This is a genomic window from Burkholderia sp. FW306-1C-G01B, from assembly GCF_058781685.1.
Genome location: NZ_JBYSWZ010000007.1, coordinates 321,272 through 337,229, shown reverse-complemented (window position 1 = coordinate 337,229; position 15,958 = coordinate 321,272). Strand labels below are relative to the sequence as shown.

13 protein-coding genes are annotated in these 15,958 nt (G+C 67.2%); 9 read left to right on the top strand and 4 right to left on the bottom strand.

Translation table 11 applies throughout. The features are described from left to right. Window positions 1–20: 20 nt before the first annotated feature. Window positions 21–1,034: a D-2-hydroxyacid dehydrogenase family protein gene (locus tag AC3WLY_RS16740; RefSeq protein ID WP_175749050.1), complete on the bottom strand. Its 1,014-nt coding sequence runs from the start codon at window positions 1,032–1,034 to the stop codon at window positions 21–23. Between the two features lie 426 nt (window positions 1,035–1,460). On the opposite strand from AC3WLY_RS16740, the gene AC3WLY_RS16735 reads away from it, so the two are divergent. Further along, window positions 1,461–2,510 carry a LysR family transcriptional regulator gene (locus AC3WLY_RS16735; protein ID WP_492310074.1) on the top strand — a complete coding sequence of 350 codons (1,050 nt, stop codon included), beginning with the start codon at window positions 1,461–1,463 and terminating at the stop codon, window positions 2,508–2,510. Between the two features lie 128 nt (window positions 2,511–2,638). Here the strand turns inward: AC3WLY_RS16735 and AC3WLY_RS16730 are convergent, their stop codons facing one another. From AC3WLY_RS16730 to dprA, 3 genes are all read right to left on the bottom strand, one after another. Then, window positions 2,639–5,263, bottom strand: a complete 2,625-nt coding sequence (locus tag AC3WLY_RS16730) for a DNA topoisomerase III (protein WP_492310075.1) — start codon at window positions 5,261–5,263, stop codon at window positions 2,639–2,641. Between the two features lie 194 nt (window positions 5,264–5,457). Continuing rightward, entirely contained in the window at window positions 5,458–5,838 is a 381-nt protein-coding gene (locus tag AC3WLY_RS16725; protein WP_072437616.1) for a thioredoxin family protein, read from the bottom strand. A 36-nt stretch (window positions 5,839–5,874) separates the two neighbouring features. Continuing rightward, window positions 5,875–7,317 carry a DNA-processing protein DprA gene (gene dprA / locus AC3WLY_RS16720; RefSeq protein ID WP_175963282.1) on the bottom strand — a complete coding sequence of 481 codons (1,443 nt, stop codon included), beginning with the start codon at window positions 7,315–7,317 and terminating at the stop codon, window positions 5,875–5,877. A 71-nt stretch (window positions 7,318–7,388) separates the two neighbouring features. Between dprA and def the strand changes: the two genes are divergently transcribed. The 8 genes from def to esaR all read left to right on the top strand — a co-directional run bounded on the left by def (window position 7,389) and on the right by esaR (window position 15,929). Beyond that, on the top strand, window positions 7,389–7,892 hold the full coding sequence (gene def / locus AC3WLY_RS16715) for a peptide deformylase (protein WP_034179358.1): 504 nt from the start codon (window positions 7,389–7,391) through the stop codon (window positions 7,890–7,892). A gap of 34 nt (window positions 7,893–7,926) precedes the next feature. Further along, entirely contained in the window at window positions 7,927–8,910 is a 984-nt protein-coding gene (gene fmt / locus AC3WLY_RS16710; protein ID WP_175963283.1) for a methionyl-tRNA formyltransferase, read from the top strand. Window positions 8,911–9,030: 120 nt separating this feature from the next. Next, complete coding sequence (locus AC3WLY_RS16705; protein WP_072437613.1) at window positions 9,031–9,666, top strand: LysE family translocator; 636 nt, start codon at window positions 9,031–9,033, stop codon at window positions 9,664–9,666. A 100-nt stretch (window positions 9,667–9,766) separates the two neighbouring features. Further along, on the top strand, window positions 9,767–10,624 hold the full coding sequence (htpX, locus tag AC3WLY_RS16700; RefSeq protein ID WP_006485774.1) for a zinc metalloprotease HtpX: 858 nt from the start codon (window positions 9,767–9,769) through the stop codon (window positions 10,622–10,624). Window positions 10,625–10,844: 220 nt separating this feature from the next. Further along, on the top strand, window positions 10,845–12,236 hold the full coding sequence (rsmB, locus tag AC3WLY_RS16695) for a 16S rRNA (cytosine(967)-C(5))-methyltransferase RsmB (RefSeq protein WP_175963284.1): 1,392 nt from the start codon (window positions 10,845–10,847) through the stop codon (window positions 12,234–12,236). Further along, complete coding sequence (locus AC3WLY_RS16690) at window positions 12,233–12,823, top strand: DUF4390 domain-containing protein (RefSeq protein ID WP_034179354.1); 591 nt, start codon at window positions 12,233–12,235, stop codon at window positions 12,821–12,823. The genes rsmB and AC3WLY_RS16690 overlap by 4 nt, the downstream gene beginning before the upstream one ends. Next, the gene (gene esaS / locus AC3WLY_RS16685) at window positions 12,813–15,227 is read left to right on the top strand and encodes a sensor histidine kinase EsaS (RefSeq protein WP_492310076.1); all 2,415 of its coding nucleotides are present in this window, start codon (window positions 12,813–12,815) and stop codon (window positions 15,225–15,227) included. Before AC3WLY_RS16690 ends, esaS begins: the two co-directional genes overlap by 11 nt. Next, window positions 15,228–15,929, top strand: a complete 702-nt coding sequence (gene esaR, locus AC3WLY_RS16680) for a response regulator transcription factor EsaR (RefSeq protein WP_175963286.1) — start codon at window positions 15,228–15,230, stop codon at window positions 15,927–15,929. Window positions 15,930–15,958: the final 29 nt, after the last annotated feature.

The following is a 15,958-nucleotide window of genomic DNA, read 5'->3' as shown; positions in this document are numbered from 1 at the left end:
CGGGTGCGCAGCCCGCGCGATCAGCGCTTGCGGATCGGCGTCAGCGCTTCCGGATTGGCGACGCTCGACATGTCGCCGTCGTCGAACGCGAGGATGTTCCTGAACGCCGCGCTGAAATAGAGTTCGTAGCTCTCGCGCTCGACATAGCCGATGTGCGGCGTGCAGATCACGTTCTCCATCCGCAGCAGGCTGTAGCCCTGCAGGATCGGCTCGCTCTCGAACACGTCGATTGCGACCATCCCCGGACGGTTGTGCGACAGCGCGTTGACGAGCGCGTTTTCCTCGAGCAGCTCCGCGCGGCTCGTGTTGACGAGCAGCGACGTCGGCTTCATCCGCATCAGGTCTTCCTGCTTGACGATCCCGCGCGTGTCGTCGTGCATGCGCAGGTGCAGCGACAGCACGTCGCTCTGCTCGAACAGCGCCTCGCGGCTCTCGGCGGCCGTGTAGCCGTCGGCGCGCGCGGCCTCGAGCGAATGCTCGCGGCCCCAGATCAGCACGTTCATCCCGAACGCCTTGCCGTAGCCGGCGACGAGCCGGCCGATCTTGCCGTAGCCCCAGATGCCGAGCGTCTGGCCGCGCAGCACCTGGCCGAGGCCGAAGTTCGGCGGCAGCGCCGACGTCTTCAGGCCCGACTGCTGCCATGCGCCCTGCTTCAGGTTCGCGACGTACTGCGGAATGCGGCGCTGGGCGGCCATCACCAGTGCCCAGGTCAGCTCGGCGGGCGCGACCGGCGAACCCGTGCCTTCGAGCACCGCGATGCCGCGGTCGGTACACGCTTCGAGGTCGATATGGCTCGAGACGCGGCCGGTCTGACTGATCATGCGCAGGTTCGGCAGCTTGGCGAGCAGTTGCGACGAAATCGGGGTCCGTTCACGAATCAGCACGAGCGCCTCGACTTCCGCCAGACGGCTTGCGAGCTGTCCCAGGCCGCGCACCGTATTGTTGAAGACCTTCACGTCGTGGTCGGCAAGCATCTCGAAGCAGTTCAGCTTGCGGACGGCGTCCTGGTAGTCGTCGAGGATGGCAATTTTCATGGTGAACGGGTGTCGCGCGTTGAAAGCGGCAGTGGCGGCGGCGCACGTCGCGCACCCGTCCCGCCCGGCCGGGGCCGACATGATGCTACGTCGGCCGCGTTCGTGGTGTCTTTTTAACAGGTTGTTACGCTCCGCCGCAATTGGCGGCAGCCACACCCGGCGCCGCTTGCGTGCGGTGCGCAAGGGTGCGCTGTTGTGTCGCATCAAATACGTCCTTCCTGATTCGGCCGCTTACTCGACGAGGTTCACCCAATTGTTGCTCCAATCAGAATAGTTGGATCAACTATCCACAAATGGCGAGGATTTTTGACTATTTTTATCGTCAACCGGCACCTTGTTGAGCAACTCTGCATCATTTCCGCTGTCGTAGGAGAATTACGCATTTGCTTCATCTTTTTGAAGTTGTAACAGCGGCAGGAGTCGTTTATGGATCATTTGCAGTCGATGCGCGTGTTCGTCAAGGTTGCAGATCTCGGCAGTTTTGCGCGGGCCGCGAGTGCAATGGATATTTCCAACGCGGTCGCGACGCGTCACGTCGCCGATCTGGAAGGCCGGCTCGGCACGCGTTTGCTGAACCGCACCACGCGCAGCCTTTCCCTGACGGAGTCGGGCCAGGTCTATCTGGAGCGTGCTCGCCAGATCCTCGATGAGCTCGAGGATGTCGAGCAGATGGTCGTTGCGCGCAATCACGAGCCGGTCGGCACGCTGCGCATCGTCGCGCCGGTCGTGTTCGGCCTGCATAACCTCGCGCCCGTGTTGCAGACGTACACGGAGAATTTCCCGAAAGTGGTGCCGGATCTCACGCTGGTCGACCGGCAGGTCGATCTCGTCGAGGAAGGCTTCGATGTCGGCATTGTCGTCACGCGACAGATGCGCAGCGCGAGCATCGTCACGCGGCGGCTGACCACGGGCTGCATGACCGTGTGCGCGACGCCGAGCTATCTGGAGAAGCACGGCGTGCCGACCCATCCAGAGCAGCTCGTCGCGCACCCGAGCCTGAGCCTGCCGGCCGAATACTGGGGCGACGAGCGCGTGTTCACGGGGCCGGACGGCGAAGTGCGCGTGCGCCCGACCAACGTGATCGTCGCGAACAACACCGCGATGCTGCGCCAGTTCGCGCTGCTCGGGATGGGCGTCGCGATCCTGCCGAGCTACCTGATCGGCAGCGACATCGCGCGCGGCGCGCTGGTGCGGCTGCTGCCGGATTTCCGGCTGCCGCAGGTCGAAATCAACATCGCTTACCCGAGCCGGCGCCATTTGCCCGCGAAGGTGCGCACGTTCATCGACCACCTCGTCGAGTATTTCAGTCACTCGACCGATGCGACGATCGGCGAGCAGTGGGCAGCGCAGGGTGCGGCGCTCGCGTCGATCGGCGTCGAGACGCGCGCCGAGCAGCCCGAATCGGCCGACCCGAACCTGTCGCCGCGCCTGCCGCGTTCGACACGCACGCGCGTCGCGGTGCCGTCGCCGCTGTAACGGCGCGACGGCCGGGCGGCCTTTGCCGCCGGCACAAAGAAAAAACGCGGATCGAGCGATCGATCCGCGTTTTTTTTCGGCTGTCTGCCAGCGCCCGGTACGCCGGGGGAAGCCCCGGCGGCCCGCCGTTACGAGCCCGTCTTGCGCGCCGTCGTCTTGCGGGCGGCAGTCTTGGTCGCTGCGGTCTTGGTTGCGGTCTTGCGGGCCGGTGCCGGTTTCTCTTCGGCGCCTTCCGTCACGGTTTCGGCATCCTTCGTCGCCGATTTCGCCGTCTTCTTCGCGGCAGCGGCCTTCGGTTCCTTCTTCTCGAACTCGAAGCCGATCTTGCCGTCCGGCTGCTTCACGAGGAACGCCTTGAAGTTGCGGCCCGTGCGCGACGACTTGAAGTTCGGCAGCAGGTCCGTGCGGCCGTCGGCAAGCAGCTTGCCCATCTGCTCGCGCGTGATTTCCTGCTGCAGGATCACCTTGCCCGAGCGGAAGTCGCAGGTCTTCGGGTTCGCAACCGAGTGCTCGCACACGTAGCTCATCCCGTGCTCGAACACGCGGCCCTTGCACTTCGGGCACGCGCCGACCGGCTCCTGCGCGGAGAAGTCGGGCGCTTCGCCTTCCTCGCCGCCCTGGTCCTGGCCGAAATCGAACTCGAGCTTGTAGTTCTTCGTCTCGTCGTCGAAGGACAGCTTGAGGATCGCCGAGAACGGGCGGCCCATCTTGCTGCGGAACCCGGACAGCGGACCGATTTCCTTCTTCTGCAGCAGCTCCTCGACTTCGGGGATCTCGAACTGCCGGCTGCCCGGGATCTTCGAGATCGAGAACTCGCACTTCGTGCACGCGAAGCGGCGGTAATTTTCCTTCACCTGGCCGCCGCAGTTCGGGCACGGCGTCTCGAGCGTCGCGTAGTCGCCGGGAATCGTGTCGGAATCGTATTCCTTCGCGCGCTTGACGATCTGCTGCGTCATGCGGGCGATTTCCTGCATGAACGCGTCGCGCCCGAGGTTGCCGCGCTCCATCTGCGACAGCTTGTATTCCCATTCGCCGGTGAGCTCCGGCGCGGTCAGCTCCTTCACGCCGAGCCCGCGCAACAGCGTCATCAGCTGGAATGCCTTCGCGGTCGGGATCAGCTCGCGGCCTTCGCGCAACAGGTATTTCTCGCCGAGCAGGCCTTCGATGATCGCCGCTCGAGTGGCCGGCGTGCCGAGGCCCTTCGCGGCCATCGCCTCGCGCAGCTCGTCGTCCTCGACGAGCTTGCCCGCGCCTTCCATCGCGGACAGCAGTGTCGCTTCCGAGTAGCGTGCGGGCGGCTTCGTCACGAGCGCGACGGCGGCGATTTCGTCCGTCTTCACCTTCTCGTCCTTCTGCACCGGCACGAGGTTCGCGTCCGCGCCTTCGGCGTCGCGGCCGTACACCTGCAGCCAGCCCGGCTCGACGAGCACCTTGCCTTCGGTCTTGAAGTGATGGCCGGCGACTTCGGTGATCCGCGTCGTGACGCGGAATTCGGCCGCCGGGAAGAACACGGCGAGGAAGCGCTTCACGACCAGGTCGTACAGCTTCTGCTCCGGCTCGGACAGCGACTTCGGCGCCTGCAGCGTCGGGATGATTGCAAAGTGGTCGCTGATCTTCGAGTTGTCGAAGATCCGCTTGTTCGGCTTCACCCAGCCCTTGTCGAGCACCTGCTTCGCATGCGGCAGGTAGTTGTTGCTCTCCTTGAGCATCTCGAGCGTGGACTGGACCGTCGAAAGGTAGTCTTCCGGCAGCGCGCGCGCGTCGGTACGCGGGTAGGTCAGCACCTTGTGCTTTTCATACAGCGCCTGCGCGAGGCCAAGCGTGTTCTTCGCGGAGAAGCCGAAGCGGCCGTTCGCCTCGCGCTGCAGGCTCGTCAGGTCGAACAGCAGCGGCGACAGCTGTGTCGACGGCTTCGATTCCTCGGAGACCGTGCCGACCTGGTCGCGACATGCGGCGACGATCGTTTCGGCAGCCGGCAGGCTCCACAGGCGGGAGTCGCGCTTTTCCGGGTCGAATTCGTCGCGCTTGAATTTCGGGTCGTACCACTTGCCTTCATAGAAACCGCCCGCGCACGCGAATGCGGCCTTCACTTCCCAGTAGTCGCGCGGGATGAAGCGGCGGATTTTCTCTTCGCGTTCGACGACGATCGACAGCGTTGGCGTCTGAACGCGGCCGACTGTCGTCAGGAAGAAGCCGCCGCCCTTGCTGTTGAACGCGGTCATCGCGCGGGTGCCGTTGATCCCGACGAGCCAGTCGGCTTCCGAGCGGCAGCGTGCGGCGTCGGCGAGCGGCTGCATGTCCGTGTCGCTGCGCAGGTTCGCGAAACCGTCGCGGATCGCCTGCGGCGTCATCGACTGCAGCCACAGGCGCTGGACCGGCTGCTTCGCCTTCGCGTGCTGCGCGATCAGGCGGAAAATCAGTTCGCCCTCGCGCCCCGCGTCACATGCGTTGATCAGGCGGTCGACGTCCTTGCGCTTCATCAGCTTGGTGAGCACCTTGAGGCGCGACTCGCTTTTTGCGATCGGGTTCAGGTCGAAATGCGGGGGGATGACGGGCAGATGCGCGAAGCTCCATTTCCCGCGCTTGACCTCGTACTCTTCCGGGGCGGCGATTTCGAGCAAGTGGCCGACAGCGGACGAAAGGACGAATTCGTCGCTTTCATAGTATTCGTCATGCTTGGTAAAGCCGCCCAAAGCGCGCGCGATGTCGTTCGCGACAGAAGGCTTTTCCGCAATGATCAGTGCTTTGGACATGACAGGTGTGTGATGGTAGACCGGGTTCGCCGGTTGAGGGTCCCTTTTACGACCGCTTTATAGCACACGCCGGAGCGACGGCGGCTCGGCGTGCAAAAAGCGGCTCATCATAGAGGGGGGCTGCAACGGCGGCAAGCGCCCGGCGCGGCGGGCGCGCGCAAACGCGCGAAAAACCGTTGGGCTGGCACGCGAATTCAGGCTTCGACGTTCAGGACGTTGCGCAATTTCGGTGCGTGTGGCGCACCGGGTACCGCACTCAGGTCGGACAGCATTCGTTCGACGATCGCCGCGTGCGGCAGCACCGTGCCGAAGAAGCGTGCGGTGTTGGCATCCTCGATCAGGATCGTCGGGAAGTTCTCGACGTCGAGATCGTCGAGGCGGTCGGCATGCGTTTCGATGTCGATCCAGGCGAAGCAGGCGTCGGGATGCGCGTCGGCGAGCTGGTCGAAGGCCGTCCGGTAGTCGCGGCACGTGCCGCACCACTCGGCGCACAGGCAGGCGACAAGCAACGTGCCGGGATCGGCGAGGCGCTCGGCGATCCGATCCGCATCGGTGTCGAGATTCAGCGCGGGCATGGATTTCCTTGAGTATCGTCGGCGGCGCGGCCGCCCCTATTCGGGGAAATGTAGCACGCCGCGCGCGGGCGGGGTGGGCGCGGCGTCAAGCCGCGCGAAGCGTCCGCCGGGGAGGCTCGCGACGCGACCGGCCAGTTCGAGCGCGAGCAGCGCGCGGTGCAGCATGTCGTCGGACAGGCCGCTGTGCTCGGCGAGCCATTCGAATGTGACGGGGCCGTATCCCAGTGCGGCGAGCACGGCCTGTTCGAATGGGGTGCAGGGCGAAGGCGGCGGTGATGCTTCGATTCGGGCTGGCGCGGCGGCCGGACCGGCGGGGGGCGCTTCCATGATGGCGGCGCCGGCGCGCTGGCCGGAGGCTTCGGTTTCGCGAACCTCGTCGGGATTCGCGCCCCGAATTCCGGGGCGCGCCGCACCGGTCGTCGGTTCGCCCAGCCCGTATTCCTCGAGAATATCGAGCGGCGCCGCCGTGAGCTTCGCGCCGTCGCGGATCAGCGCGTGGCAGCCCTGCGCGAGCGGTGCGTGGATCGAGCCCGGCACCGCGAACACATCGCGCCCCAGTTCGTTCGCGAGCCGCGCGGTGATCAGCGAGCCGGAGCGCGGGGCGGCTTCGACGACGAGCGCGCCGATCGCCAGCGCCGCGATCAGCCGGTTGCGCTGCGGGAAATGCGCTGCGCGGGCCGGTGTGCCGAGCGGCCATTCCGACAGGATCGCACCGTGCGCGGCGATCTCGTGGGCGAGTGCGCGGTGCCGCGCCGGATAGACGAGATCGGCACCCGTCGCGATCACCGCGACCGTGCCCGACCGGCCGTCGAGCCCGCCGCGATGCGCGGCGCCGTCGATCCCGAGCGCGAGGCCCGACGCGATCGGGAGCCCCGCGTCGGACAGCGCGCGTGCGAAGTGCGTCGCATCGGCGAGCCCCTGCGGCGTCGCGTGGCGGCTGCCGACCACGGCGAGGCTGCGTGCGTGCAGCAGGTCGAGCCGGCCCTTTACATATAGCAGTGGCGGCGGGTCGTGCAGGTCGCGCAGCCGCGGCGGGTAGGCCGGATCGCTGAGCGTGACGAGCGCGTTGCCCGGCGCATCGAGCCATGCGAGCGCGGCGTCGGTGCGCGCATCGAGATCGTCGCGTTCGCTTGCGCGCACGGCCTGCGCGGCGGCGGGGCTGCTCACGGCGGCAATGGCCTGGTCGGACGCGCGCAGCAGCGCCGCCGGCGAGCCGAACGCGTCGAGCAGCGCCTGCAGTACGGCGGGTGCGAGGCCAGGCGCATGCCCGAGCTGCAGCCACGCGCGCAACGCGGAGGTGGTCAGCGCTTGAGGCGACATGAGGCTGCCCTCGAACGCGACGGCCAGCGGACCGCGTGGCGCCATGATAAAATTTTCATCATCCGAAATACTCGACAGGGCCGCGCGCGCAGGCGCCCGGCCAATTGCAGGAGGCGCGATCCGCGGCATTGATACGCCGCGCATCCGCCTCATCTTCATTGCATCGCGGCGGCGGCGCCAGCCGGCCGGATGGCCGATGCCGCACCCTGCTCTACCGAATACCGAACGCCATGGCTTTGCTCAACATTCTTCACTACCCCGACAAGCGGCTGCACAAGGTCGCCAAGCCCGTCGACAAGGTCGACGACCGAATCCGCAAGCTCGTCGCCGACATGGCCGAGACCATGTACGCGGCGCCCGGCATCGGCCTTGCGGCCACGCAGGTCGACGTGCACGAGCGCGTGATCGTGATCGACGTTTCCGAGGAAAAGAACGAGCTGCGCGCGTTCATCAACCCCGAGATCGTCTGGTCGAGCGACGTGAAGCAGATCTATGAAGAGGGCTGCCTGTCGGTGCCCGGCATCTACGACGAAGTCGAGCGTCCCGACCACGTGCGCGTGCGCGCGCTCAACGAGCAGGGCGAGGCCTTCGAGCTCGACTGCGAGGGCCTGCTCGCCGTATGCGTCCAGCACGAGATGGATCATCTGATGGGGCGCGTGTTCGTCGAATACCTGTCGCCGCTCAAGCAGACGCGCATCAAGACGAAGATGAAGAAACTCGAACGCGCGATGTGACGCGCGTTCATCCTGCCCGACCCCGAACGCTGTCATGACCCATACGTTGCGCGTGATTTTTGCCGGCACGCCGGAATTTGCCGCGGCTGCCCTCGCCGCGATCCACGAGGCTGGTTTTCCGGTGCCGCTCGTGCTCACCCAGCCCGATCGCCCGGCCGGCCGCGGGATGAAACTGCAGGCGAGCGCCGTGAAGCGCTACGCCGTCGAGCATGGCATGCCCGTCGCGCAGCCGCCGTCGCTGCGCCGCGCGGGCAAGTACCCCGCGGAGGCGGCCGACGCGCTCGAGCTGCTGCGCACGACGCCGCACGACGTGATGGTGGTCGCCGCGTACGGCCTGCTGCTGCCGCAGGAGGTGCTCGACATTCCGCGCAGCGGTTGCATCAACATCCATGCGTCGCTGCTGCCGCGCTGGCGCGGCGCCGCGCCGATCCACCGCGCGATCGAGGCCGGCGACGCCGAGACGGGCGTCACGCTGATGCAGATGGACGTCGGCCTCGACACCGGCGCGATGATCGAAGAGGCGCGCATCGCGATCGCGCCCGACGACACGACCGCGACGCTGCACGACCGGCTGGCCGCCGACGGCGCGCGGCTGATCGTCGACGCGCTCGTGCGGCTCGAGCGCGACGGTACGCTGCCGGCGACGCCGCAGCCGGCCGACGGCGTGACCTATGCGGAAAAGATCGGCAAGCACGAAGCGGCGCTCGACTGGCGCAAGCCTGCCGACGTGCTCGCGCGCCAGGTGCGTGCGTTCGATCCGTTCCCCGGCGGCGTCGCGACGCTCGACGGCGCGGCAATCAAGCTGTGGGCTGCCGAGCCGGTGGCGGCGCGCGGCGACGCAGCGCCGGGCATGATCGTCGAAGCCGCGCCGGAAGGCGTGGTCGTCGCGTGCGGCAGTGGCGCGCTGCGCGTCACGCAGTTGCAGAAGCCGGGCGGCAAGCGGCTGCCCGCGCGCGAATTCCTCGCCGGCTCGCCGCTCGCCGCGGGGCAGCGTTTCGCGCTGCCTGACGTTGCCTAACGTGACCTGACCGCCATTCGACACGGCCTGCCGGCCCTGCGCAATCGGCCGAACGGTCGAGTCGCGCAGCGCGGCAGGCGCGCGTAGAATTTCCCTGCGCTCTCCGGTTTCGAGGTTTTCATGTTCGGCATCACCCATTTCGGCTTCTTCGTGCTGGCAGTTTTCTTGCTGAACGTCACGCCCGGCCCCGACACGGCCTACATCGTCGGCCGCAGCGTCGCGCAGGGCCGCGGCGCGGGGCTGATGTCGGCGCTCGGCATTTCGGCCGGCTGCTGCGTTCACGCACTCGCGTGCGCATTCGGCCTCACGGCGCTGCTTGCGGCGTCGGCTGCCGCGTTCACGGTGATCAAGCTGGTCGGCGCCGCGTACCTGATCTATCTCGGCGTGCGGATGATCGTCGCGAAGCAGGCCGCCGCGCCGTCGGGCGCCGAGGCCGCCACGGCAGCAAAGCCGCTGCGCCAGCTGTTCATGCAGGGCTTCTGGACCAACGTGTTGAACCCGAAGGTCGTGCTGTTCTTCGTGTCGTTCTTCCCGCAGTTCGTGTCGGCCGACAGCCCGCACAAGGCATTGGCGTTCCTGACCCTCGGCGCGGTGTTCGTCGCGATGAGCACGGTCTGGACCAGCCTGGTCGCATGGGTCGCGGGCAGCGTCACGCAGCGCTTTTCCGACAAGCCGGGCGTCAGGAAGTGGCTCGACCGCACGGTCGGCAGCGCTTTCGTCGGCCTCGGCCTGCGTCTTGCAACATCGCAACGCTGAGATTGAATTTTTCCGGCAAGACCTTATCTAACAAATCGCTTACAATTTTCCGTCGCGCCCTGTGATGCGCGGCGGGTTCCCTGACGGATAAGGAGTGGGTATGTTCAATTGGGTCAAAACGGCGATGCTGATGGCCGCGATCACGGCCCTGTTCATCGTGATCGGCGGAATGATCGGCGGCTCGCGCGGCATGACGATCGCGCTGCTGTTCGCGCTCGGCATGAATTTCTTCTCGTACTGGTTCTCCGACAAGATGGTGCTGCGCATGTACAACGCGCAGGAAGTCGACGAGAACACGGCGCCGCAGTTCTACCGGATGGTGCGCGAGCTGGCCACGCGCGCGAACCTGCCGATGCCGCGCGTCTACCTGATCAACGAGGATGCGCCGAACGCGTTCGCGACGGGCCGCAACCCCGAGCACGCGGCGGTCGCCGCGACGACAGGCATCCTGCGCGTGCTGTCGGAGCGCGAAATGCGCGGGGTGATGGCGCACGAGCTCGCGCACGTGAAGCACCGCGACATCCTGATCTCGACGATCACCGCGACGATGGCGGGCGCGATCTCGGCGCTTGCGAACTTCGCGATGTTCTTCGGCGGGCGCGACGAGAACGGCCGGCCGGCCAACCCGATCGCGGGTATTGCGGTCGCGCTGCTCGCGCCGATCGCCGGCGCGCTGATCCAGATGGCGATTTCGCGGGCACGCGAGTTCGAGGCCGACCGCGGCGGCGCGCAGATTTCCGGCGATCCGCAGTCGCTCGCGACCGCGCTCGACAAGATCCATCGCTATGCGGCCGGCATCCCGTTCCAGGCGGCCGAAGCGCATCCGGCCACCGCGCAGATGATGATCATGAACCCGCTGCACGGCGGCGGCCTACAGAACCTGTTCTCGACGCACCCGGCCACCGAGGAACGCATCGCGCGCCTGATGGAGATGGCGCGTACCGGCCGCTTCGATTAAACCTCGGCGCACCGCGCGGCCGTTGCCGCGCGGCGTCCGCCTCGCCACCCCGCACGCTTCGCGCTGCGGGGTGTTTCATTTGTGCGCGCCCTAAAGGGGCCAAAGGGGCCGCATGGTCGCACGCTACAATGCGCGGTTTGGGATCGCAGGGCCGCGCGGCCGCCGCAATCCCGCCGTTTGCCGCATTTGTTAGCTGCGCTTGTTTGCCGATTCCGCTCCGATGACACGAACCCGTTCTCCCGCTCCGTCTTCTTCCGGCCGCCCGGCGCGCCTGTCCGCGCCGCATCTTGCGCCCGATTCGCTCGGCTTCGCACTCGACGCGGCCGCGCAGGCGGTCGATGCGGTACGGCGCGGCACTGCGCTGCCGGCAGCGCTCTCGGCGGTATTCGCGCAGATGGCGTCCGGTGCGCAGGCGCTCGCGCGCGGCGCGACGCAGGACGTCGCGTACCGGACGATGCGTCGCCTCGGCAGCGTGGACTGGCTGATCGGCCGGCTCGTCAGCAAGGCGCCGCCCGCGCACGTGAACGCGGTGCTCGCCGGTGCGCTCGCGCTGCTGCTCGATCCGGCGGACGATGCCGCATACTCGGCGTTCACGGTGGTTGACCAGGCCGTGACCGTGATCGGCGCGCGCCGCGAATACGCATTCGCGAAGGGGTTGGTCAACGCGGTGCTGCGTCGGTTCCTGCGCGAGCGCGACGTGCTCGTCGCGGCGATGCAGGACGACGCCGTTGCGCGCTGGAATTACCGCGCATGGTGGGTCGATGCGGTGAAGCGCGCATGGCCCGACGCATGGCAGGCGATCCTCGCGGCCGGCGAGCGCCAGGGGCCGCTGACGCTGCGCGTGAATGCGCGTCGCGCGAGCGTCGACGCGTATCTCGATACGCTGCGCGCGAGCGGCATCGACGCGACCGCGATCGGCCGGCATGCGGTGCGGCTCGCATCGGCGCTGCCGGTCGAGCGCATTCCGGGATTCGCCGACGGCGTGGTGTCGGTGCAGGACGCTGGCGCGCAGCTCGCGGCCGAATGGCTCGGTGCGCGCGACGGCATGCGCGTACTCGACGCATGCGCGGCGCCCGGCGGTAAGACCGGCCATATTCTCGAGCTGGCCAACGCGGAAGTCGTCGCGCTCGAAAGCGACGCGACGCGCGCGGCGCGCATCGGCGAGAACCTCGTGCGCCTGTCGCTCGCAGCAGACGTGCGTGTCGGCGATGCGGGTGCGCCCGGCGCGTGGTACGACGGGCGCCCGTTCGACCGCATCCTGGCCGATGTGCCGTGCTCGGCATCGGGCATCGTGCGGCGGCATCCCGACATTCGCTGGCTGCGCCGCGAGGCCGACATCCCGGCGCTCGTCGCGGAACAGCGCCGCATCCTGTCGGCGCTGTGGCCGCTCGTGAAGCCGGGCGGCGAACTGCTTTACGTGACCTGCTCGATCTTCCCCGAAGAAGGCGAGTTGCAGGCCCGCTGGTTTGAAGCGGTCTGTGAAGATGCGGTACGATTGGACGCTCCCGGCCAGCTGCTGCCGGGCGGAGTGCAGGGAGGGGCTGCCGCCGGCGCACTCGACCAGAACACCGATCACGACGGATTTTTCTACGCGCGGTTTCAGAAACGGTGACGATCAAACACCTTTTTCCACTTCGGCTCGCGGCCGTCCTGATGGTCGCGTTGACGCTGTGCCTGGCCGTCGTCCGGCCGGCGCATGCCCAGTCGATCGCCGTGCAGCGCGCGTCGCTCCAGGCCGACGGAAGCGGCTGGAGCCTCGATGCCCGCTTCGATTTCGAGCTGAATCCGAACCTCGAGGATGCCGTCAACAAGGGCATCCCGCTTTACTTCACGACCGACTTCGAGCTGAGCCGCGCGCGCTGGTACTGGTTCGACGAGCAGCCGGTGTCGGTGACGCAGACGATCCGCCTGTCGTTCCAGCCGCTCACGCGCGAATACCGCGTGTCGACGGGCGGCCTGCAGCTCGGCTTCCCGTCGCTGAAGGATGCGCTCGCGGTCGTCAGGCACATCACGTCGTGGCATGTGATCGACCGCAACCAGGTGCGCCTGGGGGAAACCTACATGGCGTCGGTGCGGATGCAGCTCGATACGGCGCTGATGCCGAAGCCGTTCCAGGTCGACGCCGTGAACAATCGCGACTGGACGCTCGGGTCGGACTGGAAGCGCTTCAACTTCACGGTGACCGAACGTGCTAAATAAAGTGCGCCGCGCGGCCAGCGGGAAGAGCCTCCTTGTTCGCGTGATCGTCTCGACCGTCGCGTTCACCGCGCTGCTGCTGCTCGTGCTGCTCGCGGCCGCGAGCGCGAATACCGAATTCTTCGATCGCTACTACTCGTGGCTGTACGCGACCAACATCGTCGTCGCGCTGGTGTTCCTGCTCGTGGTGCTCGGGCTGATCGGGATGATCGTCGTGCGCCTGAGGAAGGGCAAGTTCGGCACGCGGCTGCTCGCGAAGCTCGCGGTGTTCTTCGCGCTCGTCGGCGTGGTGCCGGGCGGGATCATCTACATCGTGTCGTACCAGTTCGTGTCGCGCAGCATCGAGTCGTGGTTCGACGTGAACGTCGAGACGGCGCTGACGGCCGGCCTGAACCTCGGCCGCGGGATGCTCGATGCGTCGCTGTCCGATCTGCAGACGAAGGCGCGACTGATGTCCGACCAGCTCGCGAGCGTCGACGCGAACACGAACGGCACGACGCTCACGCTGCTGCGGCTGCGCGACCAGTTCGGCGTGCAGGACGCGACGATTGTCGAGCCGAGCCGCGGCGGCTCGGGCGCGGCGCCCGACCTGCACATCGTCGCGCAGGCGTCGGGCAATTTCGCGGCGCTGATTCCGGACGACCTGCCGACGCCGCTGATGCTGAGCCAGGCGCGCGAACACGGCGCGTACGCGGCGATCGAAGGCGAAGTCGATGGCGACCCGCGCGCGCACGGCGCGAAGGGTGCGCTGCGGCTGCGCGTCGTGCGGCCGATTCCCGATGCGACGACGTCGCTGCTGCAGCCGGCCGAACGCTTCCTGCAGCTCACGCAGCCGGTGCCGCCGACGCTCGCGCACAACGCGGACGCCGTGCAGCGCGCGTACCGCGAGTATCAGGAAAAGGCGCTCGGCCGCACGGGCCTGCGCAAGATGTACATCGGCACGCTGACGCTCGCGCTGTTCCTCGCGACCTTCATCGCGATGATGCTCGCGCTCGCGCTCGGCCAGCAGCTCGCGCGGCCGCTGTTCCTGCTCGCGCAGGGCACCAAGGAGATCACGGAAGGCGACTACACGCCGAAGCGCGAGATCAAGACGCGCGACGAGCTCGGCTTCCTCACACAGTCGTTCAACGCGATGACGCGCCAGTTGTCCGAGGCGCGGCTCGCGGTCGAAAAGAACCGCATCGCGCTCGAGCATTCGAAGACGTATCTCGAGAGCATCCTCGCGAACCTGACGGCCGGCGTGTTCGTGCTCGACCGCCAGTTCCGGCTGACGACGGCCAACCGCGGCGCCGAGCGGATCTTCCGGCAGCCGTTCAACGCGCTGATCGGCACGACGCTCGACCAGATCGGCGTTGCGGCGGGATTCGGCGCGATGGTGCGCAAGGCATTCGCCGATCGCGAGGCGGCATCCGACGGCGGCAGCGGCGATCGAGGCCACTGGCAGCAGCAGTTCGCGATCGAGATGCCGGGCGAAACCGAACCGCTGACACTGCTCGTGCGCGGCGCGCGCCTCGTGTCGACGGTCGAGGGGCAGGCCGACGATCCGCAGACGTCCGGTTACGTCGTGGTATTCGACGACATTTCCGACGTGATTTCCGCGCAGCGCTCGGTTGCGTGGGGCGAGGTCGCGCGGCGGCTCGCGCACGAGATCAAGAATCCGCTGACGCCGATCCAGTTGTCGGCCGAGCGGCTGCAGATGAAGCTGTCCGACAAGCTCGCGCCGTCCGACGCGGATGTGCTCAAGCGCGGCGCGACGATGATCGTCAACCAGGTGGCCGCGATGAAGCGGATGGTCGACGATTTCCGCGAATACGCGCGCACGCCGCCGGCGGTGCTCGCGAACCTGCAGTTGAACGAACTGGCGAGCGAGGTGCTCGGGCTGTACGGCGTCGGCGAAGGCAAGAGCCCGATCGTCGCCGAGCTCGCGCCATCGCTGCCGGTGATTCGCGGCGACGCGACGCAATTGCGCCAGGTGATACACAACCTGCTGCAGAATGCGCAGGATTCGGTCGCGGAAGCCGAGCATCCGCGTGTGTTGATCGAAACCAAGACAGTAGAATATGGCGATCCCGACGCCGAGGGCAAAACGCGCGTCGCGGTACGTCTTACCGTGTCCGACAACGGGCCCGGTTTTCCGGCACGCATCCTGACCCGCGCGTTCGAGCCTTACGTGACGACGAAGGCGAAGGGCACGGGGCTCGGGTTGGCCACGGTCAAGAAGATCGTCGACGAGCACGGTGCGCGGATCGATCTGCGCAATCGCATGCACGGCGAGACCGTCGAGGGTGCGCAGGTGTCGATCCTGTTCCTGCAGATGGCGAGCGATGCGCCAGGCGCCGAACCGGGCGCGCAGGGCGGGACGACCCCCGCTAAGACAAAAGCAAGTGAGCAGACAAGGGCAGCGTAAATGGCAACCATCCTGGTGGTAGATGATGAAATGGGCATCCGGGAATTGCTCTCGGAGATCCTCAGCGATGAAGGACATGTCGTCGAGGCAGCGGAGAACGCGCAGGCCGCGCGGGAATACCGGCTGAATCAGGCGCCCGATCTCGTGCTGCTCGATATCTGGATGCCCGATACCGACGGCGTCACGTTGCTCAAGGAATGGGCGGCGCAGGGGCTGCTGACGATGCCCGTGATCATGATGTCCGGGCACGCGACGATCGACACGGCCGTCGAGGCGACGAAGATCGGCGCGCTCGATTTCCTCGAGAAGCCGATCGCGCTGCAGAAGCTGCTGAAGTCCGTCGAGCACGGTCTCGCACGCGGCGCGGCGCCGGTGTCCGCCAACGCGGCGGCGAAGGGCGGCGCCGGACAGGCAGCGGGGCCCGCGGCGGTTGCGTCCGCGGCTGCGCTGCCGACGCTCGGCGACGACATGGCGGCGGCGCTCGGCCTCGCGGGGCAGACGGCCGCGATCCCGTTCGACATCCCGTTGCGCGAAGCGCGCGATGCGTTCGAGCGCGCGTACTTCGAATATCACCTCGCGCGCGAGAACGGCAGCATGACGCGCGTCGCGGAGAAGACGGGCCTCGAGCGCACGCACCTGTATCGCAAGCTCAAGCAGCTCGGCGTCGAGTTGGGCAAGAAGCCGTCCGAAGGCGCGGCATAAATTTTTTTGCGAAAACGCTTGAGCAGGTG